This window comes from Aestuariivivens marinum (assembly GCF_022662175.1).
In the GTDB taxonomy this organism is placed as follows: domain Bacteria; phylum Bacteroidota; class Bacteroidia; order Flavobacteriales; family Flavobacteriaceae; genus Aestuariivivens; species Aestuariivivens marinum.
Genome location: NZ_JAKMCR010000003.1, coordinates 295084 through 320394, shown reverse-complemented (window position 1 = coordinate 320394; position 25311 = coordinate 295084). Strand labels below are relative to the sequence as shown.

Genomic DNA, 25311 nt, shown 5'->3' with positions numbered 1-25311 from the left:
GTATGAATTCAGTTTTAGAAGGTTTAGATTGGTTGGTCCTTGGAGGATATTTTTTAGCCCTAATGGTGGTTGCTATTTGGGTTATCCTTCAAAGAAATAAAAATACGGAAGACTATTTTTTAGCGGGAAGAAATGTGGGTTGGTTTGTAATAGGAGCATCTATTTTTGCTTCTAATATAGGCTCAGAGCATGTTGTTGGATTGGCAGGTACGGGGGCAGAGTCGGGCATGCCAATGGCACATTACGAACTTCATGCATGGATTGTACTCCTTTTGGGATGGCTTTTCTTGCCATTTTATATTAGAAGTGGAGCCTTTACTATGCCTGAATTTCTAGAAAAGCGCTTCGATGCACGTTCGCGTTGGTTTTTGTCTGTGTTTTCACTAGCAGGTTATGTTATTACCAAAGTATCAGTAACTATTTATGCCGGAGGTATAGTTGTATCTGAATTAATTGGTATTCCATTTTGGTATGGAGCTATAGGTATAGTTGTTTTTACAGGAATTTATACCATTATAGGTGGTATGAAAGCTGTAATTTATACAGAAACGTTGCAAACAGTTATTCTCATTGCAGGGTCAGTAATTATTACCTATTTGGGCTTACAAGAAGTTGGAGGGTGGACAGAGTTAAGAACTACGGTTGGTTCTGATCATTTTAATATGTGGCGTCCTATAGATGATCCCGATTTTCCTTGGACCGGACTTTTGTTTGGAGGAACCATAGTAGGGATATGGTATTGGTGTACAGATCAGTATATAGTCCAGCGGACTTTAGCAGCCCATAATATAAAAATAGGAAGGCGAGGCGCAATTTTTGGAGCTTATTTAAAGATACTTCCCATTTTTATTTTTTTAATACCAGGAATTATAGCTTTTGCTTTAGCACAAAAAGGAGCCTTATCTTATGAAAGAGCAGATCAAGTTTTCCCCGTTATGGTAAAAACATTGCTTCCCGTAGGACTAAAAGGATTAGTGGCAGGGGGCTTAATGGCTGCCCTTATGAGCTCACTGGCTTCGGTATTTAATTCATGTTCTACAATTTTTACAATAGACATTTACAAGAAATTAAAACCTAATATGACCGAGAAAAAACTGGTTAAAATAGGTCAAATAGCCACAGCTATTGTTGTGGTTTTAGGAATTATATGGATTCCTATTATGGAAAAAATAGGAGGTGGCACATTATATAAATACTTGCAAAGTGTACAATCATATATAGCACCACCTATTACGGCAGTTTTTGTATTGGGAATAGTTTGGAAACGTGTTAACGCTAAAGCAGCTATATTTACACTTATAGCTGGTTTAGTTGTTGCTGCATTAAGAATTATAGCAGAAGTAAATATTGATAACCTACATGGTATTGCCTATAGTTTTGCAAACATTAATTTTGCCCATATGGCTATCTTTATGTTTATTTTTTCAGTTGTTATTTGTGTTATCGTGAGTCTTGTATCTGAATCGCCAAACTATGAAGCTATAAAAGGTCTAGCTTTTGGAACACTTTCTTCTGAACAAAGACAGTCCAATAAGGAAAGTTTTGATAAAATAGATGTGGTTTTATCTATATTATTGGTAATGGTTGTTGTTATAATATTAACCTATTTTACTGGTTAAGCCTCCTTCTGTAGTGGAATTAATCTGGTGCTTTCTCGCTCTATTAAAGTGGTTTTGATAATTTTTGTCGAAAAAGACGTATTACTCTTTTCATTTTCTATACGATCAATAAGAATACGGGCCGTGGTTTCACCAATATATTTTCCGTGTTGACTTATTGCCGTAATTGAAGGGCTAAGGTGCTGTAAAAGTTTGCCATTGGTAAAACAAATAATAGACATTTCTTCAGGTATTTTGTACTCCATTTGTTTAAGAAGTTTTAGGGCATTAATAGCAGAGCTCTCTTCTAGACACAAGAGTCCGTCAATAGATTGGTCTGAGAGTACAATTTTCATAGCCGTATCAAAATCTTCATAATGTCCAAGGCGAACAATAAGTTGTTCCTCTATAGGTAATCCATATTTTATTAATGCTTTTTTATAGCCTTCAACTCTTAATTTCCCAACACTTAAATTATCTATAACAGAAATTAAGGCAATTCGTTTGCACCCCGTTTTTAATAAATAATCTGTAGCGTGAAAAGCACTTTCCAGATCATTAACTATAACCTTGTCACAGTTGATATTCTCTGAAATCCTATCAAACATCACAATGGGAACACCCTCGTTAAGTGTGTTAGTAAGGTGATTAAAGTCTTGTTTTATTTCGGTTTCTTCAGCTAAAGAAATGATAAGTCCATCTAAATCACCATGTTTGAGTAACTGAATGGTTTTTACTTCTTTCTCATGGGATTCGTTGGAAATACAAGATACCAATTGGTATCCATTTTGGGATGCTATTTTTTCAATACCAACAAATACCTTAGCAAAAAAACTATTCATAATATTAGGGATAATCACACCAATGGTTTTTGTTTTCTTACTTAGTAAATTAAGTGCAGCAACATTTGGCTTGTAATGATTGGCTTTAGCATACTCTTGTATTTTTTCCTTGGTTTTAGTACTTATATCGAAACTATCATTTAGTGCTTTTGATACCGTAGCTATAGAAACTCCGAACGTTGAGGCAATATCTTTAAGTGTAATTTTTTTTTTCATGAGATGGTTTAGAAATACCATCTACTAATTTAAGATATTAATTTAGGAAATTATAGAATAATTTTGCTTGAATCAAGAATCCTAATTTCCATAAAAAAAAGACGATATTTACAGTACAAAGAATAAGCATGAACAAAAAACATAAGAATAAAGCAGTAACGCCAGAGGAGTTCACTAAATTAAAAACTATAGAACCTCCAATGAATAGTGCTGGCTTTAGTGCTTTAAAATCTGTAGTAACTCAAGTTTACAAATATATTAAGCCTGTTGATGCGTTAAGATTATCTCTAAAGATGAATCAGAGGAAAGGATTTGATTGTCCGGGGTGCGCGTGGCCAGATCCAGATGATGAGCGTTCAGTTTTGGGAGAATATTGTGAAAATGGCATTAAAGCTATTGCAGAAGAGGCCCAAAAGCAAACTATAGGAAAAGATTTCTTTTCAAAACATGCTGTTAAAGAATTGGCTAATTGGACTGATTTTGAATTGGGAAAATCAGGAAGATTAGCAGAACCTATGTTTTTGCCGAAAGGAGCAACACATTATCAGCCTATTACTTGGGAAAATGCTTTTAAAAAAGTGGCTAGTCATTTGAATGCTTTGGAGAGTCCTAATGAAGCTGTATTTTATACCTCAGGTAGAACAACAAATGAAGCTGCTTTTTTGTATCAGTTGTTTGTACGAGAGTATGGAACTTCAAATTTACCCGATTGTTCTAATATGTGCCACGAAGCTAGTGGTAAGGCATTAATGGAAACCTTAGGAATAGGTAAGGGTTCGGTTACTTTAGACGATTTATATAAAGCCGAAGTAGTTATGGTTGTTGGTCAAAACCCAGGGACTAATCATCCAAGAATGCTTAATGCACTAGAAAAATGTAAAAAAAATGGAGGCAAAATAATTTCAATTAATCCACTTGCAGAAGCAGGATTGGTAAAGTTTACTAATCCTCAAAGCCCGAAGGCATTATTTACAGGAGGCACTCCAATTGCTAACGTTTTTGTTCCTGTAACTATAAATGGAGACGTTGCTTTATTTAAGGCCATACTACTAAAGTTACTGGAAAAGGAAGAACAAACTAATGAGGTATTCGACAAAGCGTTTATAGAAAAGTATACTTATGGTTATGCATCATTTATTTCAGATTTAAAAACTTATAGTTTTGATGAATGCTTGAAGGCATCCGGGGTATCCCTTGAGATCTTTAAGAAGATGTTTGATTTAATCGTGAACAACAATAAGATTATTATATGTTGGGCGATGGGCCTAACACAGCATGAAAATGCAGTTGACAATATTAGGGAATTGGTAAACTTGTTACTGCTAAAGGGAAGCATTGGAAAGGAAGGGGCTGGCACATGTCCTGTTAGAGGGCATTCCAATGTGCAAGGTGATAGGACAATGGGTATTTGGGAAGCTGCACCACAAGATTTTTTAGATAAGATTGAAGCAAAATACGGCTTTAAACCAACCAAAAAACATGGCTATTCGGTAATAGATGCAATTAAAGCTATGTATGATAAGAAAGCTATGGTGTTTTTGGGGTTAGGCGGCAATTTTATTTCTGCTGTACCAGATACCTTGTATTCAGCACAGGCACTAGCCAATTGCAATTTAACAGTACATGTGAGTACAAAATTAAATCGCTCACATTTAGTAAATGGAAAAGAAGCTATAATTTTACCTTGTTTGGGACGCACCGAAAAAGATTTTCAAAAAACAGGAGTGCAAGTTCAAAGTGTAGAAAATTCTATGGGTATAGTATCATCCACCAAAGGAATTTTAAAACCTTGTTCCGATAAGCTGTTGAGTGAAGTAGCTGTGGTGTGCGGTATTGCCCATGAAACTTTAAAGGGACGTTCAAATGTTAACTGGCTTTCTTATAAAGATGATTATAGTTTAGTGCGTAATGATATTGAAGAAATTGTTTCCGGGTTCAGTGATTATAACAAACGCTTGCAACAGCCCAATGGATTTTATTTGCCAAATGGTGCTAGAATAAGGCAATTCCACACAAAAACGGGAAAAGCTAATTTTAGCTTAAATAAATTACCCGATTGGCAGTTAAAAGAAGGGGAATTGATTATGATGACTATTCGTAGCCATGACCAATTTAATACTACAATTTATGGACTAAACGATAGGTATAGAGGTATTTTTAATGAAAGACGTATTATCTTTATGAATGGTCAAGACATGAAAGTCCGTAATTTAGATGAACAACAAGTAGTAAACTTAAAATCTCACTATAAGGGCACCACTAGAATAGCTAACAACTTTAAAGTTGTAGGTTACGATATTCCCAAAAATTGTTGTGCAACTTACTTTCCTGAAGCCAATGTTTTGGTACCTTTGGATAGTTTTGCCCATACGGCTAAAACACCAGCATCAAAAAGTGTGATTGTAACGGTTGAAATTGCCAGTTAACTTTTAAAAATATTAAAATGAAACCAACAAGATTTGAATCTGCTATGGCATTAATCGACAAAAAAAATGCAGAAGACATTAATACCTATCAGGTTTTTGGTATGTCATATCCCAAAGAATTGCTGTATTCGCAACGCATGACCAGAAAATTGTTGCAATTTGAGCCTAATGCTTCAAAAGCGTTACAAATTGCAGCTAGGGCACAACATATATGCCGATGGAAAATTCCAAGAGGGGATTACCCCATGGATAGAAAAGGATATTTAAAGTGGCGTGAAACCCTTAAAAAAATGCATGCTGAACTCACTTCAAACATATTAAAACAGGTTGGTTACGACAAGCAATATGTAGATCGTATATCACAACTTATCACTAAAAAGTTAATCAAAAAGAATGAAGAATCACAGACCTTGGAAGATACAGTTTGTTTGGTTTTTCTTGATTATTATTTTGAAGAATTCGCTGCGAAGCATGATGATGATAAAGTTATAAATATTCTCCAAAAAACTTGGCGTAAAATGTCCAATAAGGGTCAAGATGCTGCATTGCAACTGAATTTTTCCGATAAAAGTTTAATCCTAGTAAAAAAAGCGATTAATTAAAAACATTTAAACTTAATATTCATTATTAACCTCCAATTGAAATCATGCTTCTATTGTTATTATGTAATTCTGGGTTTTGAAGTTTCTCCAATGTATCCATACCGCCTCGCATTTTAAATTTTGCCGTAACAGCTTTTTCAATAATGGATTCAATAGGTTTGCCGTGTCGAAGTGGGGTAAGTAAATCGGATTCTAAAGCTGAAAACAAACAGTTTTTTAATTGACCGTTGGCTGTTAATCGTAATCTGTTACAGGAGTCGCAAAACGGATTGGTAACCGAACTTATTATGGCAAAACTACCTTTAAAACCTTTTACTTTGAAGTTTTTAGAGGTGTCGCTAGGTGCATCTTGAATACGTATAATTTGGCTTTCAGTAAACGTATTGTATACGTTTTCCATAATCGTTTTAAAAGAAACCATTTTAGCCATATCCCATTTATTGCCATCAAAGGGCATAAACTCTATAAAACGAACCGTAACCGGTAGCTCTTTAGTTAAATTTATAAAATCGATAATTTCATTATCATTAAATCCTTTAATTAAAACGACATTTATTTTGACGTTAAAACCTTCTTTTATCAATAGCAAAATATTATCGTAAACTTTTTCAAATTGATCACGGCGTGTAATCTGTTTGAACTTTTCACGATTTAAGGAATCTAAACTAATGTTAAGGCTTTTTATACCATTATCTTTTAAAGTGTTTATGAATTTATCAATAATAATGGCATTGGAAGTTATGGATAGTTCTACTGGAAGACTTGATAGTTTTTCTAGTATAACGGGAATATCTTTTCTAATTAAAGGTTCACCACCCGTTAAGCGGATTTTGCTAACACCGTGTTTTACAAATATTTTAGCAATATTGAATATTTCTTCATAAGACATTAAGTGACTTTTGGGCGATAATTGTATCCCATTTTCTGGCATGCAGTATGAACATCGTAGATTACAGCGTTCGGTAAGTGATATGCGCAGATAGGTATGTTTTCTATTGAAGGTATCTTGTAATAGGCCGTTGTCTTTTGTCATCTTCAACATCTATAACTTAATCGTGTCTGGCTCCTTTTAAAATCTTAAAAACATGCAGGACTGATGGAAAAATAGCATCCATAGATTCCTTTGCGCCATTAGTAGATCCCGGTAAGGCTAGAACTAACATATTGGCTATTGTTCCAGCGATACTTCTGGATAGCATGGAAAACGGGGTGCGCTCTTGCCCGTAACTTCTAATGGCTTCCTCTATACCAGAAATACGTCTGTCTAATAATGGTATTAAGGCCTCGGGGGTTACATCACGATCGGAAAGCCCAGTGCCTCCGGTAAATATAACCATGTCTATATTTTGATTTTGATAGTGTTTTACTTTCTCTTGAATTATTTCAACTTCATCCGGGATGATGGTATATTCTGAAACTGTAACTTTACAACTATTCAGTTTTTCAATAATGGCTTTACCCGCTTTGTCCTCTTTAAATCCAGCTGAAATAGTATCAGAACATACTACAACAGCGGCTTTCAAATCGGTTATAAAACGGTCTTTAAAATCGGATTTACCACCTTTTTTGCTTAACAGTTTTATCTGGCATATTTCAATGTCTTTATCAATGGGTTTAAGCATATCGTACATGTTTAGAGCCACCACACTAGCGCCATGCATGGCTTCAACTTCCACACCAGTCTTGTAAATGGTTTTTACAGTAAATATAACTGTGATTTCCAATCCGTTTATGTTATAATCCACGCTCGTAAACTCAATAGGGAGGGGGTGGCAATCCGGTAAAATATCCGGAGTGCGTTTCACCCCTAATAAACCTGCGGCTTTGCTCATTTCAAAAACGTTGCCTTTAGGAACAGCATCGTTATCTATAGCAGTAATGGTTTCGGGTTTACTAACTTTGACAACGGCTTGCGCAATAGCCATTCGTAGTGTAGTATTTTTATATGTAATGTCGACCATGATTAACGTTTATTGTTTACAATTATTAGTTAATGTTATTAACTTAACTATTTGGAGTTACAAATGATTATTAACCAATAACTAGTTATTTACTTTCCATTGATGTGTTTCATCTTCAAAAATTTCCTTTCCATAAACAGGGATATCTGTTTTTATACGTTCTACAATGTACTCTAAAGCTTCATAAACCACTTTGCGACGAGGTGATGAAACAAACACGAACAGGCATATTTCACCAGCTTTAACGGTACCTAAACTATGATAAATATGCATACAGGTTATGTCAAAATTTTTAAATGTAGCCTCTCGAATATCATAAAACTTAGTATTGGCCATATCTTCATAAGCGGTATACTCAATGGCACTAATGGTTTTGCCTTCAATAATATCGGCACGCACTTGTCCTAAGAAAATATTATGGGCTCCAATACTGGTTTTGGTCTGGTGTTTGGCAATGGAGCCTCCAATAAATTCTGAAGAAATTGCCCCCTGTATAAATACGCTTTTAGACCTGTTTTCTTTCATGTTTTTTAATTTTTATAGCCAATAATTCAAAAATGTTAAGGTTGTTGATTATTACACTAACTGCAATATACTACTACTGTTTACTAAATGAAGACTGAATCACCCTCCCGCAAACGGTGGTAACAGTGCAATTTCTTTGCCTGTCAATTTTATGTTTTCTGATACCAATTCCTGATTTTGTGCAATTTTAAAACTCTTATTTTTCAATTCAGGATATTTGATATACAAGTAAGCAATTAGTTCTGAAACCAAGTTTTTTGAAATAGAAATTATTTCTTCGTCACATTTGGTAACTTCAGCAATTTGCCCAAAATATTTAATATTTATATGCATTCTGTATGTCTTTTAATTCTTGTTGAGTATTTATGTTTGCTGTTACAATATGATCATCCATATCCAGTTTAATAGTTTTAATGGTGCATTGGCTAACGGCTTTTCGTAATCGCCTTTCACCATTTTGTAATAAGCTTAAAAAAATACTAGAACATTCTTTTCTGTAAAGTGCAATTAGTGGCATGGTTTTACCATGGCTTTCGATTTGAATGACTTCAGAAGAATCATTGGCATGTTCTATAAGCCACCTTAACACTTCGGTACTTATTAATGGGATATCACAACTTAGTACAAGGTTATAATCGGTTTTAGAATGAGTCAAACCTGAGTAGATTCCAGCCAAGGGACCAGCATCTTTAATAATATCTTCTATTCTTTTATAACCAAAAACATCATAATTTAAATTGTCGGAAACAATTAAAATTTCAGAAACTAAGGGCTTTAGGGCGTCAATAATATATTGCGTGAAAGGTTTATTATTAAGCTTCAAAAGGCCTTTATCAGTTCCCATTCTAGAACTTTTCCCGCCCGCTAAAATAATTCCTGTAATGTTACTTTTGTTAACTGCTAGCATTATAAATTCTTCATTTTTTCTAATTCACTATCCAAAAATTCCCAACAATTTTGGTTTATATCATCAAAAACCCTGATTAAGGTTTTCCCATAGTTGGTCAATATTGTACCCCCTCCATCCTTACCACCAGTAGTGTTGATGGTCACAGGATTTTTTGCTGATTGATTAATAGAATCCAAAAGGTGCCAAGCTTTTTTATAGGATAAATTTAATGTCTTAGAAGCTTTCGAGAGCGATCCGGTTTGTTCAATGGCTTTTAGTAATTGTACACGACCTTCACCTAAGAGTACATGCCCGTTTGATTCAATCCATATTCTACTTTTAATCGAGTAGTTCATAATTCAATAGGTAATAATATAGTTTCAACAGGATCACCAATAGCGATTTGGTTTTGCTCTGCCGGAACAAAAACCAAAGCGTTGGAAAGCGCAAAGGTTTGTAACATAGATGAATTTTGACCTTCTAATAGTTCTGCTTTCCCATCTAAATAAATCGCTTTTAAAAATTGGGGTCTGTCACCTTTCTTTTCAAAGTTTGAAAGGGATTCAGCTTGTATCCGAGGTAATTCATTCTGTTGATTATTTGTAATCTTTTGCAAGGCAATATAAACGTATATATAAAAACAGGTTAGAGCTGCGGCCGGATTGCCTGGTAAGGCAAAAATGAGGGTCTCGGCTTTTTTTCCAAAGTAGAGCGGTTTACCGGGCTTTTGCACGACTTTATAAAATATTTCTTCAACCTGCAATTCATTTAACGCTTTCCCTACATAATCGTAATCACCAACCGAGATACCTCCAGTAATCAGTACCAAATCGGAATTGTTTATGGTTTTATCTAAAAGCTGATAAGTATTATCATAATTATCTTCTACTTTGTAAACGGAAACATTATTATGACCCAAATTCGCAAGTGCGGCAGTTAGCATATGTGAATTACTCTCATAAATTTTGCCATGATCAAGAGGTTGGTTAGGTTCAATAAGCTCATTTCCTGTGGTAATAACAGCAATTCTTGGTTTTTTGTAAACATCTACTTCCGTAATTCCCAAAGAAGCTAAAAAGCCAATACCAGCCGGTGTTAATTTAGTGTCTTTTTTTAAGGCCAAGTCGCCCTTCTTCACCTGTTCACCTAGGGAGCGGATGTTATGTCCTTGAGGAATTTCATGTTCAAGTATTATATTACCATCCTTAATTTTTATTTTTTCCTGCATCACAACAGCATTGGCTGTATCTGGAACGGGGGCTCCCGTAAAAATCCGAACTGCCTCACCTGTATTTAAAATGGGTTGGTAGCCATCTCCCGCCTTTATCTCTCCAATAAATTTATAAGAAAGTTTATCGGTTATGTTTATGGCGTAACCATCCATAGCCGATTGTCTAAATGGTGGCATGTTTATTGGAGATTTTATATCATTCGCTACCAGATATCCAAAGGCTTCATTTAATCCCACTTTGGCTATACCTAAGGTATCCGAATTGCTTTTAACAAGCTGTATGGCTTCTTTTATAGAAATCATTTAAATGATAATAATCGTTATATCTAAACAAATATAACGCTTTATATTTTCTTGTTTTAATGATAAATATCATTTAACTTAAAATACTTTTGTTACTCATACCACTGGTTCCTAAATACTTTAAGGCATATATACTTGTTAAAGCCGTCTTAAAAAGTAGCTTATCAATATCCTGTGGCGTATTTTTAGACTCTATAAAAGCCTATTGACAAATGAAAACATTCGTGTTATTAATATTAATATCTGTTTCAATACCATTTTTTTCAATATCACAAGAGATGTCGTTTGAAGAATATAACCCTAAATCAACATTGGTGGTACCTGGTAAGGTTGTAAAGCGTGCCAAATATCCATTTATTGATATTCATGGACATCAATATAGAATGCCTACTCAAGACTTATCGCCAGTTATTGCAGCCATGGATACTCTTAACATGCAAATCATGGTAAATTTAAGCGGACGGTCTGGTAATCATTTAAAACAAGCAGTAGAAAATATAAAAAATAACTATCCCAATAGGTTTGTAGTGTTTGCTAATATTGATTTTGATGGAGCTGGAGCGCCAGGATGGATAGAAAAAACCGTGGGCCAACTCAAGGAAGATGTAAAGCAAGGGGCTAGAGGCTTAAAAGTTTATAAGAGCTTGGGCATGTATAACAAAGATGTAGACGGTAAGCGCTTGGCTATTGATGATGTGCGTTTAGAAGCTATTTGGGAAACGTGTAGCGAACTGGGAATTCCTGTTTTAATCCATGCGGCAGATCCTAAACCCTTTTGGGATGAATTTAATGCTGATAATGAACGTTGGCTGGAACTAAAGACTCACCCCAGGCGTAAGCGTGATGCTAATAATCCGGTTCCTTGGGAACAAATTATAAACGAACAACATAATATGTTTAAGAAGCATCCTAAAACCACCTTTATCAATGCACATATGGGCTGGTTTGCAAATGACTTAGGAGCATTGGGTAAATTGCTTGATGAAATCCCCAATATGAATGTGGGTATAGCTGCCATTATTGCTGAATTGGGAAGGCAACCACGATTTGCCAAAGCTTTTTTTATAAAATACCAAGATAGGATTCTGTTTGGTAAGGATAGTTGGAAACCTGAAGAGTTTCCAACTTATTTTAGAGTATTGGAAACAGCTGATGAATACTTTCCTTACCATAAAAAGTACCATGCGTTTTGGCCTATGTATGGTATGGATTTACCCGACGAAGTATTAAAAAAGGTATATTATAAAAACGCTTTGCGGATTGTACCTGGATTGGACAAGAGCATGTTTGTGGATTAATCTAATTTTTTAATATTCTTTAGAAGCTTAAAATTTTATTTCTTTCCTATGTTTTAATTGTCATTTGGTTAGTTAGTGTTTACTTAAGAAACTTCACATACATATAAAAAAATGCAAATCCTGTTAAAAATAGAATTCCTAACCAGCTTATTAATTTCATAAGTTTGCCAGGTAAAAAGGCTTTGTCGATATACTTGCTGCTAACCAATTTAAAATTGGCTACAGCAACCAAAGGCGCTATTAAAAAGGAAATGGTAGTTGCCAAATCAATAAGAATTTTAAATTGTCCTGAGAAAAATGCATTAATAGCAAACGAACCAATCGCTAAAATAACCAAGGACCAGATGTAAACATTTCGGGAATCGGTTTCTTTATTATCGTTTTTTGCAAACAAAATGGTCGTGGTGCGCTGTAAAGTTCTAGCATAGCCATCAAACAAACCTATGCAGGTACCAAACATGATTGAAAAGGCTGCCGTGGCTATAATCAGGTAACTCCAATTACCCATGGTAGAGGTATAGAGTTTTATAACCCCATCTGCAAAACCAACACTTCCAGCAGGTAAGGTTTTACCTGTACCGTAAATTAAATACGCACCTATGGTAACAAAGCACAACGATAAAAAAGCTGACACCCAATACCCGAAATTAAAATCGAAAAGGGTTTCTTTTAGAGTAGGGTGGTAGTTGGACGATTTCATTTTGGCAACCGTCCATAAACTTACCCAGGTAGACATGTCCATTGCGGTTGGCATCCAGCCCATCAATGCAATGATGAACAATATGCTCGTGTCATCAAAAATATGGGGATGTATAAAATGTTCAACATGTTCGGCAGGACCGTTTATTAATGTTAGTACAAAAACGATTAATGTAGAAATCAATAATACTATACCTACAATCTTTATAAAATGATCCAAAAAGTTATACTTTCCAGACATGAGCAAACTCACAGTAACCAAAAACACGAGTGCAATTGGGAATAGATTGAATGTAGGCCACAACACCGACAATCCAAAAAGGTTATCCATAAAACCTGTCGTGACTAATACCACGGCTGCACTCACAAAAAACATGGAGCAAATAGTTACTAAAAAGTAAATCCAAATGGCATAATTACCTAAACGTTTGTACCCGTCTATGAGTGTTTTACCCGTAGCATTGGCATAACGTGCACCGAATTCAAAAAAAGGGAATTTAAAAACATTGGCGGCTATGATAAAAAGGACAAGGCCAAAACCAAAATTAGCACCCGCCCGGGTACTCTGTACTAAATGGGACACACCAATTGCAGTACTAGCAAATAAAATACCCGGTCCTAATGTTTTTTTAATTTTTTCCCAGTTCATAATTAATTCTATTACTTGGTTTTGGATACCACTTCCTTTTCGATTGCACTTAAAACAATATTATAATATGCTCTGTTTGAAGACACAAAATGATTATTATTACCACTGTTTTCAAGCAATTCTTCAAACTCTGAAAGTGTCACTAATTTTAAGGATTCAACTTCATTTGGTTGAGGTGTAAGAAGTGACGAAGGCACCTTCAGCTCACATATAAACGTGTTGTGAAATTCGTAATCTTTTAAGCCATTTTGGTAATCCTGAAAACATTCAAAAACTCCAATTTTCTTTAAATCGCTTTCAGTAATGGTAAGATCTATTTCTTCTTTGGTTTCTCGAATAGCTGCCTGTACAACTGCTTCACCAGCATCAACATGTCCTGCAACAGAAACATCCCAAAGTAAAGGACAAATTAGCTTTTTTACTGAACGTTGTGACAATAGAATGTCTCCTCTCTTGGTATATAACCATATGTGGGTTGTATGGTGAAAAAATCCTTTTTGATGAATCACCGATTTTAATTCCGATTTACCCGTAGGCTTTCCTTCTTTAGTAACAATGTCTATATATTCATCCATAAAAATAATTCCCGCTATTGCGGGAATCCCTAACTATTTAAAGTAACTAAATGTGTCTCCGTCTTTAATGTTCAGTAAGGTTTCGTAAATTAAACGGATCACATTTTCAACATCATCACGATGTACCATTTCTACCGTAGTATGCATATAGCGTAAAGGTAATGAAATAAGTGCTGAAGCTACCCCTCCATTGCTATATGCAAAGGCATCAGTATCGGTGCCAGTAGCACGTGATAAAGCTGAACGTTGGAATGGAATTTTATTGGCTTCAGCAGTATCAGTAATTAAATCACGTAATTTTTGTTGTACCGCTGGTGCATAAGCGACTACGGGGCCTTTGCCCAATTCTAAATGCCCCTCTTTTTTTTTGTCAATCATCGGCGTGGTAGTGTCGTGGGTCACATCGGTAACAATAGCGACGTTGGGTTTAATGGTTTGGGTAATCATTTCGGCGCCACGCAAACCAATTTCCTCCTGAACAGAATTGGTGATGTAAAGCCCAAAAGAGAGTTCTTTATTATTTTCCCTTAATAAGCGTGCAACTTCTGCAATCATAAAACCACCCATACGATTGTCAAGAGCGCGACATACAAACTTATCATTGTTTAAAATATGGAATTCGTCCGGATAGGTAATCACACAACCTACATGTATACCTAATTTTTCAACTTCTTCTTTGGTAGCACAACCACAATCAATAAAGATATTTTCTGGTTTGGGTGCTTCTTCTTTAGATCGATCACGGGTATGGATTGCTGGCCAGCCAAACACCCCTTTTACAACGCCTTTTTTGGTGTGAATGTCTACTATCTTGCTAGGTGCAATTTGATGGTCACTTCCGCCATTTCTAATCACATAGATTAGACCATTATCTGATATATAATTTACATACCAAGAAATCTCATCAGCGTGACCTTCAATAACCACTTTATATTTGGCCTTAGGATTAATTACACCAACCGCAGTGCCGTAAGTATCTGTGATAAATTCATCTACATAAGGTTTTAGGTAGTCCATCCATAATTGTTGCCCGGTCCACTCATAACCTGTAGGGGCTGCGTTGTTTAAATAGTTTTCTAAAAATGTTAGCGATTTTTTATTGAGAATACTCTTTTTTGCCATATTTAAAAGTTTTGCACTAAAATAATAATATTAAACAGAATCAGGTACTGTTTTATACTTGAAAAATAATAAGAAAAATATAAAAATTATTTTTGTTAGTCCATGCTAAGGTTAATAACTTAAGCATGATTGGAAAAAATGCTTTTTTGTATAAAATCCTGCCAAATAACAGTTAAAAATAATGTTTTGCATAGTGTAAATTATTAATTTTGGTATGGAAATGGCTCCAAATCCTGTTTATGAAAAATATCTTAAAATTTATAATCTTAATTTTTCCAATGGTTTTGCTTTCACAGGTAAATGAAGTGGAGCAGGACACTACCGAATATGAATATTTAATTATTAAAGGGGATTCCATTCCAAGAACGGTAATCGATTTGGAAGAGGTAATGTTATTACACAAACTTAAATTCGATAGCAGAAAAGACCGTATTAGGTATTTAATTTTAAGAAAGAAGACGGTAAAAGTCTTTCCATATGCTAAACTGGCAGCAGACCGACTGGACTCCTTAAACAAACGTTTGGAAACCATTACAAAAAAACGAGATAAAAAGCGATATACTAAAATAATCCAAAAATATATTGAAGGTGAATTTTCAGATGAATTGAAAAAACTAACTCGTACTGAAGGTCAGATTTTGGTTAAGCTTATCCATAGACAAACGGGACACACCACCTTCGATTTAGTTAAGGATCTGCGTAATGGATGGCGTGCCTTTTGGTATAACACTACAGCTAGTATGTTCGACATTTCGCTTAAAAAGGAATTCGACCCATATAACGACAAAGAGGACTATTTAATTGAAGACATTTTACAACGTAATTTTCAAAGTGGAGTTTTAGAGCGACAAATGTCTGCTATGAAATACGATTTTTATGAACTCACAGATAAATGGTTAAATGCTGAAACTACTAATACCCACTAGTATTTATGGTTACGTTTAACCAAGCTAAAACAGAACATGACTATCAAATCGCAGCTAAATTGGCAGATATTATTTGGCGTGAGCATTATATTCCTATGGTGGGTAAAGCACAAATAGATTATATGCTAGAAAAGTTTCAGTCTGCTGAGGTAATTGGTGAGCAATCAAACCAAGGCTATGAATATTATTTGATAAATTTTAATGCCACACCTGTAGGTTACATTTCAATTAAAAAAGAAGATGATAGCTTGTTTTTAAGTAAAATATATGTATTGAGTAATCATCGCGGCAAAAAAATTGGTAAAACAGCGTTACAATTTGTAGAAAAAAAGGCAAAAGCATCAAGGATAAACAACATTACCTTAACAGTCAACAAAAATAATTATAATTCCATATTGGTCTATGAAAAGCTTGGTTTTAAAAATATAGGCCCAGCAGTAAAGGATATAGGAAATGGTTTTATTATGGACGACTATAAGATGGTTAAAATGCTCTAAGCTGTTTGGTTATTTCATAAAGAGCAATATTAGTGGCCTGAACCACATTCATACTGCTATTATTGCCAAACATATCAATATGTATAATATCTTCAGCCAACTTTAGAATATATTCAGAAACTCCAAAATTTTCGTCCCCTATAATTAAAGCTAAAGGTTTGTTGTTTGAAAATTGAAAGGAATGTATGGGTTTGCTGTCATTGGTAATCTCCAACGCAATGATGTGGTAATTTTGATGCTTTAAAGCTTCTACAACTTCTAAAGCTGAATTTTCAATACTGTAATTAACCACTTTTTCTGTAGCTCTCGACGTTTTTGTCATTTTCCTACCCAGTGGAATAGCTTCACCACAAAGTATCAGTTTTTCTATACCAAAAGCATCGGCCATTCTAAACAAGCTGCCAATATTTGAGGAGTTAGTAACATTGTCGCAAACCAATGTAATAGGAAAAGTGTGTGGCTTAAATTTGGTATTGTAGTGGGTAAGTTGCATTTTGGGGTTCAAAGTTTAGTGTTTCAGGTTGTTTAATAAAGCAACTATTTAAAGTATTAATACTATCCATATAACACTAGATAAAACTAATAAAAAGAACACTAATTTCAAGATAACAATAAATAGTGTTTTAATTGATGTTTCATCTCCGTGATTTCGATTAAAGATTAAATCAGTAATGATTTCTGAGTATCCAATAATTGCTATCAGAACATTTTTAATCATAAATTTGCAATTAGCTAATTTTCAAAGGCATATTTCACAATGTTGGCTCCCATTTTAAGGGCTTTTTGTCGTACATGTTCTGGGTCGTTATGTACTTCGGGGTCCTCCCATCCATCACCTAAATCACTTTCGTAGGTAAACAATAATATCAATCTGCCTTCATAAAAAATACCAAAAGCTTGCGGGCGTTTACCATCATGCTCATGGATTTTGGGCAATCCATTTTTAAACTCAAAAGCATTACTAAAAATAGGATGGTTAGCAGGAAGCTCTACCAGCGTTGCATTTGGAAATACTTTTTTAAGTTCCTTTGTTATAAATGGTTCCATGCCATAATTGTCGTCAATATGTAAAAAACCACCAGAAACTAAATAATTGTACAAGTTTTCGGCATCGTCATCACTAAAAAATACATTGCCATGTCCTGTCATATATACTAAGGGATATTGAAAAATATCGCTATTACCAACTTCAACTGTTCGAGGCTTTTCGTCTATTTTGGTATTGATATGCTTATTACAAAACTTGATTAAATTGGGTAATGCTGTTGGGTTACTGTACCAATCACCACCACCTTTGTATTTTAAAACTGCAATTTCTTGAGCCCCTAAAGTTAGAATTACAACGTTAAATAGTAGAAATAAAAGTGTTTTCTTCATTTATTGATTAATAAAAGCAGCCGAATGACAAGCAACTATTGCAGCTGTTTCAGTTCGTAATCTAGTTGTACCCAAAGTTACAGGAATAAAATCATTTTTTAGAGCCATTTCAATTTCTTTAAAACTAAAATCTCCTTCTGGTCCAATTAAAATGGTGGTATGAGTGTTGGGACTTAACACTTGTTTTAGGTTTTTGCGTTCGGTTTCCACACAATGGGCTATAAATAAATCACCTTCAAAATTTTGTGCTATGAAATCCTTAAATGTAATGACCTCATTAAGTTTAGGCAGATAACAGTTTAACGATTGTTTCATCCCTGATTGCAGTATCTTTTCAAAACGTTCTTTTTTAACCATTTTACGCTCGCTGCGGTCACAAATTATAGGGGTTATAGTATCGATGCCAATTTCAGTAACCTTTTCTAGAAACCATTCATAGCGATCATTCATTTTTGTAGGTGCTACGGCTAGATGTAACGTGTATGGCCGCTGTACTTGTAATGCTTTATTGATAATTTTAGCGACACATTTCTTGCTGTCGGCAATCAAAATTTCTGCAGTAAACAACCATCCACAGCCATTGGTAATGTACAAGGTGTCACCAACGGGTTTTCGTAAGACCTTCGAAATATGCCGACTTTCTTCCTTGTTAAAAGCAAACTCAATAGTTTGCTCATTTATGTTTGGATTATAGAATAATTGCATAACGGTATTACTTTTATCATTTAAAAATCATTCTTTAATCTAATTTATTAGCGAGCAGGTTTAGCAATTAAATCTTCAATCTAGCCGATGCCGTTACATTTTGTTTTGTAAAATGCCCTTCTAAATATTTCAGATAGCCTACAATGGCTATCATCGCGGCGTTGTCTGTGGTGAATTCAAATTTGGGAATATAGGTGGTCCATTCAAACTTTTGTTCGCCATCCTTTAAAGCCTGTCTTATACCAGAGTTGGCTGATACACCACCACCAATGGCAATGTGTTTAATACCGGTTTGTTTTACTGCTATTTTTAATTTGTCAATTAAAATACCAATAATGGTATATTGAATCGAAGCACAAATGTCATTAAGGTTTTCTTCAATAAAATTGGGATTGTTCTTGGTTTCTTTTTGAATGAAATATAGAATGGCGGTCTTTAATCCTGAAAAGCTAAAATTCAACCCCTCTACTTTGGGTTTGGTGAATTTAAAAGCTTTTGTGTTACCTAGCTTCGCTCGTTTGTCAATTTCGGGGCCTGCAGGATAGCCTAGGCCAAGAATCTTTCCGCTCTTGTCAAACGCTTCACCTACGGCATCATCGATGGTTTCACCAATAACGGTCATATTAAAGTGATTATCAACGCGAACAATTTGCGTATGACCCCCTGAGATCGTCATAGCCAAAAAGGGAAATGGAGGTTTATTGTAACCTTCTTCATCTATATAATGCGCCAAAATATGAGCCTGCATGTGGTTAACATCTATTAGCGGCACATTTAAACCAAAAGCCAAAGATTTAGCAAAAGAGGTACCTACCAATAACGATCCCATTAGGCCAGGCCCACGAGTAAAAGCTATGGCATTAAGTTGTTTTTTAGAAACATTGGCTTGTTTTAAGGCCTGATCTACAACTGGAACTATGTTTTGCTGATGTGCTCTAGAGGCCAATTCAGGAACAACACCACCATAGGCTTCATGTATTTTTTGATTTGCAATAACATTACTTAAAATTTTTCCGTTATGAATAACGGAAGCAGCTGTGTCGTCGCAAGATGACTCAATTCCGAGAATATAAATATTTTGTTCAGCCATTACTAAATTTTAGGCACAATAATTGTTAATTTTGAAAACAAATAAAGCAAGTACATTATTTTAAACCAACACAAAACTAGTCTTTTTATTTTTTTAATAGATAGATTTAGCGAGGATATATAGAAGTAGCACTTCATATCCTTATGTTTTATTGGTGTCCCTGTTTTAATAACTAATCTTTTATCTTTATAGAATATTAAGAAAGTACTCAAAATAGCATCAAAAATAGCGATAGTTATATTGCTGTTCTTCATCATTTTGGTGTTGGTTTTATCTATCCCTTCTGTTCAAACAGATCTTGGTAATTATGTTACCAAAAAATTGAATAAGGAATTCAAAACTAATATTAATGTTGAACGTGTAAGCTTACAATTTAATGGAGATATAGAGTTAAAGGATATTTACATTGAAGACTACAAACAAGATACTTTAATTAGCATCACAGAATTGAATACCTCTATTTTAAGTTTGTCCAATCTATATAAAGGTAATTTGATTTTTGGAGACATTGATATTGAAGGACTAATATTTAACATCAAAAAGTACAAGAACGCACAAGATACCAATCTAGATGTTTTTGTTAAAAAATTAGAAAGTGATAATCCTCGAAAGAAAAAGGGGAATTTTTTGTTGTCTTCCAGTGATGTTTCAATTTATGATGGTATTTTTAAATTATCAGATGAAAATAAAGTCAATGAAAAAACATTGGATTTTAGTCATCTAAATATTAATGCTACAAATTTTTTAATAAGTGGAAGTGATGTTAGTGCGAGAATAAATACATTGGCACTTAGGGATAGTAGGGGTGTTACTGTAAAAAACATGATGACTAATTTTAAATATACCCTTACCGATATGACCTTTGATGGTCTGGAAATAAAAACAGAAAACTCGATTTTAAAAGGAGATTTAAAGTTTATATATAATCGTGAAGATCTACAATTCTTTACGGAAAAGGTTACAATATATGCGTCGTTTAGGAATTCTAATGTACTATTAGATGAACTCAATACCTTTTATAATGAATTTGGTTCAAATCAACGTACCAGATTTGATGTTGACCTCTCTGGGACTCTAAATAATTTATATGCAAAAAACTTGAGACTAAACTCCAATAGACTTACAAGAGTATATGGGGATATCAACTTTAAAAATTTGTTTAATAAAACCCCTAACAATTTCTATATGGGTGGACATTTCAGTAATTTATCATCAACCTATGATGAATTAAAGAGCATGTTGCCCAATGTGTTGGGGGCCTCTATACCGTCCTCGTTTGATCGATTGGGATATTTTACTATTGTTGGAACTTCAGAAGTTACAGCTTCAAATGTTAAGGCCGATATTAAGATAGAAACAGATTTAGGCCTTATTAAAACAAACCTGGATATCTCTAAAATTAATAGTATTGACAATGCATCGTATAAAGGGAAATTCATTTTAGAAGAATTTGATGCAGGTACATTTGTAGAGGCTTCAAAAATAGGTTTAGTATCGCTTAATTTTGATGTAAACGGAAAGGGTTTTTTAACAGAGACGCTTAATACTGAAGTGAAAGGGGATATTATTAGTGCAGTCTATAATGATTATAATTATTCGAACACCAAAGTAGCCGGTACTATTAGAAATAAAATTTTTGATGGTAATCTTGTTACAAATGACAGGAACTTAATTTTCAATTTTAATGGAATAGTGGACTTTTCACAAGATGTTCGCAAATATGATTTTCAAGCCAAAGTAGACTATGCCAATTTACGGGCATTAAACTTTGTTAAAAATGATAGTATTTCATTATTTGAAAGTTCAGTTAAAATGAATGTAAACGGAAGTAGTTTTGACGACGCTTACGGCAATATAGTATTTAATAATACTACATATAAAAACGAACACAACACCTATTACTTTAATCGGTTTGAAACTAATTCAAGGTTTGTGGATGAGGTAAGGTATATAAGTATTAATTCACCCGATATTATTAGTGGAGGTATGGTTGGTAAGTTTAAGTTTAATGACTTAAAAAAACTCTTCGAAAATTCTTTGGGGAATATATATACAAATTATATTCCCAATAATGTTGCAGGTAATCAACACATCGATTTTAACTTCACCATATATAACAAAATTCTTGAGGTTTTCTTACCAGATATTCAAGTAGGCAAAAACACTTTTATTAAAGGAACAGTGGAGAGTGACGCAAAGGAGTTTAAGTTATTGTTTAAATCGCCTGAAATTAAATTGGCAGAAAACTTGGTGCGCAATATTGAGCTTCAAGTAGATAATGAAAATCCTTTGTTCAATACCTATATTGAATTAGATAGTTTAAGTACAAAATATTATAGTGTATCAGGTTTTAGTTTGATTAATGCAACGGTTAACGATACTCTTTTTATGCGATCTGAGTTTAAAGGAGGTAAGCAAAACAATGATGTTTACAACTTAAGTTTTTACCATACCATAAATGAAAAAAACGAATCGGTTATCGGGTTTAAAAAATCGGATGTGACTATTAAAAATAACAAATGGTTTATAAATGAGGATAAAGACAGGTTTAATACAGTTGCTTTTGACAAAAAGCTGACAAAGTTTAATATAGATAGATTAAAAATAAATCATATAAATGAAGAAATTAAATTGTCAGGTTCATTAAATGATTCTTTAAGACTCAATTTTAAAAATGTTGACTTAGCTAAAATAACACCAGATATAGATAGTTTGTCCTTAGCAGGTAATGTTAATGGAAAGTTGAATATCATTTCTAAGAACAATAGCTATTTACCAGAATCAAAAATAATAATAGACAATTTAAAAGTCAACGATTTTTTGTTGGGTTCTTTCGAGGCCAATATTGACGGAAAGGAATCGTTGACTAACTACAATGTGGATATTTCAATTAAAGATGATAAAACAAAATCTTTTAGCGCTAAAGGTGATATTAACGTCATTGGTAAACGGTCAAATATTGATCTAAAGCTTGACTTTAATAAATTTAATTTAATACCACTAAACCCATTGTTGCAAGATGTTTTGTCCAATATTAGAGGGCTTGTATCTGGAACTGCAAATATAAAGGGAGACTTAAAAAAGCCAGATATAAACGGAGCATTAACACTTGATGATGGCGGCTTGGGTATTCCTTACCTTAATGTAGATTACGATTTTAATGATAACACGAAAGTTGGACTTAAGGATCAAAGCTTTACCTTCAAAGACTTAAAACTTACCGATACCAAATATAATTCGAAAGGCGAGTTAAATGGTTCAATGAGTCATGAAAATCTTTCCAATTGGCGCTTGAATTTACAAATTTTAACACCACGATTGTTGGTTCTTGATACTAAAGAATCAGAAGATGCCTTATATTATGGTACTGGATTTATTGGTGGTTCTGCAAACATTTATGGCCCAGCCAATCAATTAAACATAAACGTTGTTGGGGAAACTAAAGCAGGTACCGTTTTTAAAATCCCTATTCGTGACACCGAATCTTTTGGTGATAACACTTATATAAGATTTGTTACCAAGGAAGAAAAGGAAGCTAGAAAAAATGGGAGAGAAATAGTTTTTAACGATATTAAGGGGTTGGAACTTGATTTTGATCTGGATATCACCGAAGATGCAGAGGTTGAAATCATTATAGATAAAAATACAGGGCATTCCCTAAAAGGAAGTGGGGCAGGTGCTTTATTAGTAGAAATTAATACCAATGGAAAATTTAAGATGTGGGGAGATATATCCGTGTTTAAAGGAGTTTATAATTTTGCGTATGGTGGATTGGTACAAAAACAATTCATTGTACAACCAGGTGGAACAATTGCTTGGGAGGGAGAGCCTCTCGAAGCCGATATTAATATTGAAGCCATATACAGAACTCAAGCCAACCCATCACCTTTATTAGACAATCCTATAAATAGAAGCATTCCTGTTGAATTAAAAATTCATTTACAGGACAATTTGATGCAGCCTAACCCGGATTTTACCTTTAATTTCCCTAATGTTAATTCTACAGTAAAATCGGAATTGCAGTACCGATTAGAATCTAAAGATGACAGACAAAACCAAGCGCTATATTTACTGTCTACTGGTTCATTTTCAAGAGGGTTAAATGAACTTGACTTCTCAGGGACCATCGCAGAACGACTTAATGGTATAATAAATGGTATTTTTTCTAGTGGTGATGGTAAATTTAATCTTGGCATAAATTACGAAGCAGGGCAAAATAGACCAGACTACCAAACTAATGATAGGGTTGGTGTTACTTTGCAAACACAAATAAGCGATCGTGTTTTAATAAATGGAAAAGTAGGGGTTCCCATAGGTGGCGCAAGTGCTACAGAAACTGTTGTTGCTGGAGATGTGGAAATAGATTTTTTACTTAATGAAGAAGGAACACTTACAGCAAAAGTTTTTAATAGGGAGAATAGTATTCAAAATTTTGGAGAAGCCATTGGATATACACAAGGTTTAGGTATTTCATATAATGTAGATTTTAACACCTTTAAAGAGTTGCTTCAAAACCTTTTTAAAACGAAAGTGAAGGATGAAGAAATTGAGGTTTCTGACAAAACGTCTGCTACTCAATATAATTCCCAACTTCCTGGATTTGTAAAGGTAAAATCTTCTGAAAAAGCAGAAAAATAATTTGGCTGCTCCCTTTAGTTAGCTATGTCATTTGTAGATATTTAACTAAAACGTTATAGTTCTAATTAGCATTAAAATACTATAAATGCTATATAAATGTAATATTTGTTTATTAATTTTACGTTCCAAAATTTAAGATTAGGTTTAATGCCAAATAAAATAAACAAATTAGCTGTTCTAACTTCAGGAGGAGATTCCCCCGGAATGAATGCTGCTATACGCTCGGTGGTTAGAACTTGTGCTTATCATGATGTGGAATGTGTTGGAGTATATAGAGGCTATGAAGGGTTAATTGAAGGAGACTTCAAGCAAATGGACGCCAGAAGCGTAAGGGGAATCATAAACAAGGGAGGCACCATTCTAAAGTCTGCTAGATCAGAAGAGTTTAGGACGAAAGAAGGACGTCAAAAGGCCTATCAAAAATTAGTTGATAATAATATTGATGGCTTGGTGGTTATTGGTGGTGATGGATCGTTTACTGGAGCCCTAATTTTTAATAATGAGTTTGGGTTTCCAGTCATGGGTATTCCCGGAACAATTGACAATGATATTTTCGGTACGTCACATACCTTAGGCTTCGATACTGCACTTAACACGGTAGTGGATGCCATTGATAAAATACGTGATACGGCAAGTTCACATAATCGTTTATTCTTTATTGAGGTTATGGGGCGTGATGTTGGTCATATTGCGCTAAATACAGGTATTGCTGGTGGGGCTGAAGAAATATTGATACCTGAAGAAGATTTAGGTTTAGATAGATTAGTGGATTCCTTAAACAGAAGCAGGACTTCTGGCAAAACATCAAGCATTGTAATTGTTGCTGAAGGGGATAAAATAGGAAAAAATATTTTTGAGCTTAAAGAATATGTTGATGAAAATATGGAAGGCTATGATGTGCGTGTTTCTGTATTGGGCCACATGCAACGTGGTGGCTCACCTTCTTGTTTTGATCGTGTATTAGCCAGCAGAATGGGTGTTAAGGCTGTAGAGACCTTATTAGAAGGTAAAACCAACTATATGGTAGGTCTTATAGCAAATAAAATGGAATTAACGCCTTTGGATAAAGCCATAAAAGGAAAAACAAAAATAAATTTAGAATTATTACGTGTCTCAGATATTATGAGCATTTAAAATTAATA

The 25311-nt window shown here is 34.2% G+C and carries 23 protein-coding genes; 8 read left to right on the top strand and 15 right to left on the bottom strand.

Annotation, left to right across the window (positions count from 1 at the left end):
* Nucleotides 1-2 precede the first annotated feature (2 nt).
* On the top strand, nucleotides 3-1619 hold the full coding sequence (locus MR053_RS10665; protein ID WP_242132417.1) for a sodium:solute symporter: 1617 nt from the start codon (nucleotides 3-5) through the stop codon (nucleotides 1617-1619).
* On the opposite strand, the gene MR053_RS10660 is transcribed toward MR053_RS10665, so the two are convergent.
* Nucleotides 1616-2656: a LacI family DNA-binding transcriptional regulator gene (locus MR053_RS10660; RefSeq protein WP_242132416.1), complete on the bottom strand. Its 1041-nt coding sequence runs from the start codon at nucleotides 2654-2656 to the stop codon at nucleotides 1616-1618. The two genes, MR053_RS10665 and MR053_RS10660, sit on opposite strands and share 4 nt — an antisense overlap.
* 128 nt (nucleotides 2657-2784) lie before the next feature.
* Between MR053_RS10660 and MR053_RS10655 the strand changes: the two genes are divergently transcribed.
* Together MR053_RS10655 and MR053_RS10650 are read left to right on the top strand one after the other, a co-directional pair.
* Complete coding sequence (locus MR053_RS10655) at nucleotides 2785-5082, top strand: FdhF/YdeP family oxidoreductase (protein WP_242132415.1); 2298 nt, start codon at nucleotides 2785-2787, stop codon at nucleotides 5080-5082.
* Nucleotides 5083-5099: 17 nt separating this feature from the next.
* The gene (locus tag MR053_RS10650; RefSeq protein WP_242132414.1) at nucleotides 5100-5684 is read left to right on the top strand and encodes a DUF4202 domain-containing protein; all 585 of its coding nucleotides are present in this window, start codon (nucleotides 5100-5102) and stop codon (nucleotides 5682-5684) included.
* 25 nt (nucleotides 5685-5709) lie between these two features.
* Here the strand turns inward: MR053_RS10650 and moaA are convergent, their stop codons facing one another.
* The 7 genes from moaA to MR053_RS10615 form a co-directional block, all read right to left on the bottom strand.
* On the bottom strand, nucleotides 5710-6717 hold the full coding sequence (gene moaA, locus MR053_RS10645; protein ID WP_242132413.1) for a GTP 3',8-cyclase MoaA: 1008 nt from the start codon (nucleotides 6715-6717) through the stop codon (nucleotides 5710-5712).
* 16 nt (nucleotides 6718-6733) lie between these two features.
* A complete protein-coding gene (gene moaCB, locus MR053_RS10640; protein ID WP_242132412.1) occupies nucleotides 6734-7645 on the bottom strand; it encodes a bifunctional molybdenum cofactor biosynthesis protein MoaC/MoaB in 912 nt (303 codons plus the stop codon).
* 81 nt (nucleotides 7646-7726) lie between these two features.
* Nucleotides 7727-8170, bottom strand: a complete 444-nt coding sequence (locus tag MR053_RS10635; RefSeq protein ID WP_242132411.1) for a molybdenum cofactor biosynthesis protein MoaE — start codon at nucleotides 8168-8170, stop codon at nucleotides 7727-7729.
* Between the two features lie 99 nt (nucleotides 8171-8269).
* The gene (locus MR053_RS10630) at nucleotides 8270-8503 is read right to left on the bottom strand and encodes a MoaD/ThiS family protein (RefSeq protein WP_223548536.1); all 234 of its coding nucleotides are present in this window, start codon (nucleotides 8501-8503) and stop codon (nucleotides 8270-8272) included.
* The gene (gene mobA / locus MR053_RS10625; protein ID WP_242132410.1) at nucleotides 8487-9077 is read right to left on the bottom strand and encodes a molybdenum cofactor guanylyltransferase; all 591 of its coding nucleotides are present in this window, start codon (nucleotides 9075-9077) and stop codon (nucleotides 8487-8489) included. Before mobA ends, MR053_RS10630 begins: the two co-directional genes overlap by 17 nt.
* On the bottom strand, nucleotides 9077-9415 hold the full coding sequence (locus MR053_RS10620; protein WP_242132409.1) for a winged helix-turn-helix domain-containing protein: 339 nt from the start codon (nucleotides 9413-9415) through the stop codon (nucleotides 9077-9079). The genes mobA and MR053_RS10620 overlap by 1 nt, the downstream gene beginning before the upstream one ends.
* Complete coding sequence (locus tag MR053_RS10615; protein ID WP_242132408.1) at nucleotides 9412-10593, bottom strand: molybdopterin molybdotransferase MoeA; 1182 nt, start codon at nucleotides 10591-10593, stop codon at nucleotides 9412-9414. Before MR053_RS10615 ends, MR053_RS10620 begins: the two co-directional genes overlap by 4 nt.
* Nucleotides 10594-10805: 212 nt before the next feature.
* On the opposite strand from MR053_RS10615, the gene MR053_RS10610 reads away from it, so the two are divergent.
* Nucleotides 10806-11891 (top strand): amidohydrolase family protein, encoded by a 1086-nt coding sequence (locus MR053_RS10610; protein WP_242132407.1) that lies wholly within the window; start codon nucleotides 10806-10808, stop codon nucleotides 11889-11891.
* A 79-nt stretch (nucleotides 11892-11970) separates the two neighbouring features.
* Here MR053_RS10610 and MR053_RS10605 read toward each other — a convergent pair whose 3' ends face one another.
* The 3 genes from MR053_RS10605 to MR053_RS10595 are packed head-to-tail and all read right to left on the bottom strand — an operon-like array spanning nucleotide 11971 to nucleotide 14936.
* Nucleotides 11971-13239 (bottom strand): NRAMP family divalent metal transporter, encoded by a 1269-nt coding sequence (locus MR053_RS10605; protein WP_242132406.1) that lies wholly within the window; start codon nucleotides 13237-13239, stop codon nucleotides 11971-11973.
* Nucleotides 13240-13250: 11 nt separating this feature from the next.
* Nucleotides 13251-13814, bottom strand: coding sequence for an NUDIX hydrolase (locus tag MR053_RS10600; protein ID WP_242132405.1), 564 nt, complete (start codon nucleotides 13812-13814; stop codon nucleotides 13251-13253).
* A gap of 33 nt (nucleotides 13815-13847) precedes the next feature.
* Nucleotides 13848-14936 (bottom strand): M42 family metallopeptidase, encoded by a 1089-nt coding sequence (locus MR053_RS10595; protein ID WP_242132404.1) that lies wholly within the window; start codon nucleotides 14934-14936, stop codon nucleotides 13848-13850.
* A 239-nt stretch (nucleotides 14937-15175) separates the two neighbouring features.
* Between MR053_RS10595 and MR053_RS10590 the strand changes: the two genes are divergently transcribed.
* Both MR053_RS10590 and MR053_RS10585 read left to right on the top strand, forming a co-directional pair.
* Nucleotides 15176-15862 carry a DUF4294 domain-containing protein gene (locus MR053_RS10590; protein ID WP_242132403.1) on the top strand — a complete coding sequence of 229 codons (687 nt, stop codon included), beginning with the start codon at nucleotides 15176-15178 and terminating at the stop codon, nucleotides 15860-15862.
* Nucleotides 15863-15867: 5 nt separating this feature from the next.
* The gene (locus MR053_RS10585; protein WP_242132402.1) at nucleotides 15868-16359 is read left to right on the top strand and encodes a GNAT family N-acetyltransferase; all 492 of its coding nucleotides are present in this window, start codon (nucleotides 15868-15870) and stop codon (nucleotides 16357-16359) included.
* On the opposite strand, the gene MR053_RS10580 is transcribed toward MR053_RS10585, so the two are convergent.
* From MR053_RS10580 to tsaD, 4 genes are all read right to left on the bottom strand, one after another.
* Nucleotides 16346-16852, bottom strand: coding sequence for a TrmH family RNA methyltransferase (locus MR053_RS10580; protein WP_242132401.1), 507 nt, complete (start codon nucleotides 16850-16852; stop codon nucleotides 16346-16348). The genes MR053_RS10585 and MR053_RS10580 overlap by 14 nt on opposite strands.
* Nucleotides 16853-17091: 239 nt before the next feature.
* The gene (locus MR053_RS10575; protein ID WP_242132400.1) at nucleotides 17092-17736 is read right to left on the bottom strand and encodes a DUF4159 domain-containing protein; all 645 of its coding nucleotides are present in this window, start codon (nucleotides 17734-17736) and stop codon (nucleotides 17092-17094) included.
* Nucleotides 17737-18441: a 16S rRNA (uracil(1498)-N(3))-methyltransferase gene (locus tag MR053_RS10570; RefSeq protein WP_242132399.1), complete on the bottom strand. Its 705-nt coding sequence runs from the start codon at nucleotides 18439-18441 to the stop codon at nucleotides 17737-17739.
* A 67-nt stretch (nucleotides 18442-18508) separates the two neighbouring features.
* Nucleotides 18509-19531: a tRNA (adenosine(37)-N6)-threonylcarbamoyltransferase complex transferase subunit TsaD gene (gene tsaD / locus MR053_RS10565; RefSeq protein ID WP_242132398.1), complete on the bottom strand. Its 1023-nt coding sequence runs from the start codon at nucleotides 19529-19531 to the stop codon at nucleotides 18509-18511.
* A 240-nt stretch (nucleotides 19532-19771) separates the two neighbouring features.
* Between tsaD and MR053_RS10560 the strand changes: the two genes are divergently transcribed.
* A complete protein-coding gene (locus MR053_RS10560) occupies nucleotides 19772-24169 on the top strand; it encodes a translocation/assembly module TamB domain-containing protein (protein WP_242132397.1) in 4398 nt (1465 codons plus the stop codon).
* A 147-nt stretch (nucleotides 24170-24316) separates the two neighbouring features.
* The gene (gene pfkA, locus MR053_RS10555; RefSeq protein ID WP_223548509.1) at nucleotides 24317-25303 is read left to right on the top strand and encodes a 6-phosphofructokinase; all 987 of its coding nucleotides are present in this window, start codon (nucleotides 24317-24319) and stop codon (nucleotides 25301-25303) included.
* Nucleotides 25304-25311 lie beyond the last annotated feature (8 nt).

Bases quoted from the DNA above. Each gene is read 5' to 3' on its own strand.
- MR053_RS10665 (WP_242132417.1), top strand. From the start codon at position 3: ATGAATTCAGTTTTAGAAGGTTTAGATTGGTTGGTCCTTGGAGGATAT.
- MR053_RS10660 (WP_242132416.1), bottom strand. From the start codon at position 2,656: ATGAAAAAAAAAATTACACTTAAAGATATTGCCTCAACGTTCGGAGTT.
- MR053_RS10655 (WP_242132415.1), top strand. From the start codon at position 2,785: ATGAACAAAAAACATAAGAATAAAGCAGTAACGCCAGAGGAGTTCACT.
- MR053_RS10650 (WP_242132414.1), top strand. From the start codon at position 5,100: ATGAAACCAACAAGATTTGAATCTGCTATGGCATTAATCGACAAAAAA.
- moaA (WP_242132413.1), bottom strand. From the start codon at position 6,717: ATGACAAAAGACAACGGCCTATTACAAGATACCTTCAATAGAAAACAT.
- moaCB (WP_242132412.1), bottom strand. From the start codon at position 7,645: ATGGTCGACATTACATATAAAAATACTACACTACGAATGGCTATTGCG.
- MR053_RS10635 (WP_242132411.1), bottom strand. From the start codon at position 8,170: ATGAAAGAAAACAGGTCTAAAAGCGTATTTATACAGGGGGCAATTTCT.
- MR053_RS10630 (WP_223548536.1), bottom strand. From the start codon at position 8,503: ATGCATATAAATATTAAATATTTTGGGCAAATTGCTGAAGTTACCAAA.
- mobA (WP_242132410.1), bottom strand. From the start codon at position 9,077: ATGCTAGCAGTTAACAAAAGTAACATTACAGGAATTATTTTAGCGGGC.
- MR053_RS10620 (WP_242132409.1), bottom strand. From the start codon at position 9,415: ATGAACTACTCGATTAAAAGTAGAATATGGATTGAATCAAACGGGCAT.
- MR053_RS10615 (WP_242132408.1), bottom strand. From the start codon at position 10,593: ATGATTTCTATAAAAGAAGCCATACAGCTTGTTAAAAGCAATTCGGAT.
- MR053_RS10610 (WP_242132407.1), top strand. From the start codon at position 10,806: ATGAAAACATTCGTGTTATTAATATTAATATCTGTTTCAATACCATTT.
- MR053_RS10605 (WP_242132406.1), bottom strand. From the start codon at position 13,239: ATGAACTGGGAAAAAATTAAAAAAACATTAGGACCGGGTATTTTATTT.
- MR053_RS10600 (WP_242132405.1), bottom strand. From the start codon at position 13,814: ATGGATGAATATATAGACATTGTTACTAAAGAAGGAAAGCCTACGGGT.
- MR053_RS10595 (WP_242132404.1), bottom strand. From the start codon at position 14,936: ATGGCAAAAAAGAGTATTCTCAATAAAAAATCGCTAACATTTTTAGAA.
- MR053_RS10590 (WP_242132403.1), top strand. From the start codon at position 15,176: ATGAAAAATATCTTAAAATTTATAATCTTAATTTTTCCAATGGTTTTG.
- MR053_RS10585 (WP_242132402.1), top strand. From the start codon at position 15,868: ATGGTTACGTTTAACCAAGCTAAAACAGAACATGACTATCAAATCGCA.
- MR053_RS10580 (WP_242132401.1), bottom strand. From the start codon at position 16,852: ATGCAACTTACCCACTACAATACCAAATTTAAGCCACACACTTTTCCT.
- MR053_RS10575 (WP_242132400.1), bottom strand. From the start codon at position 17,736: ATGAAGAAAACACTTTTATTTCTACTATTTAACGTTGTAATTCTAACT.
- MR053_RS10570 (WP_242132399.1), bottom strand. From the start codon at position 18,441: ATGCAATTATTCTATAATCCAAACATAAATGAGCAAACTATTGAGTTT.
- tsaD (WP_242132398.1), bottom strand. From the start codon at position 19,531: ATGGCTGAACAAAATATTTATATTCTCGGAATTGAGTCATCTTGCGAC.
- pfkA (WP_223548509.1), top strand. From the start codon at position 24,317: ATGCCAAATAAAATAAACAAATTAGCTGTTCTAACTTCAGGAGGAGAT.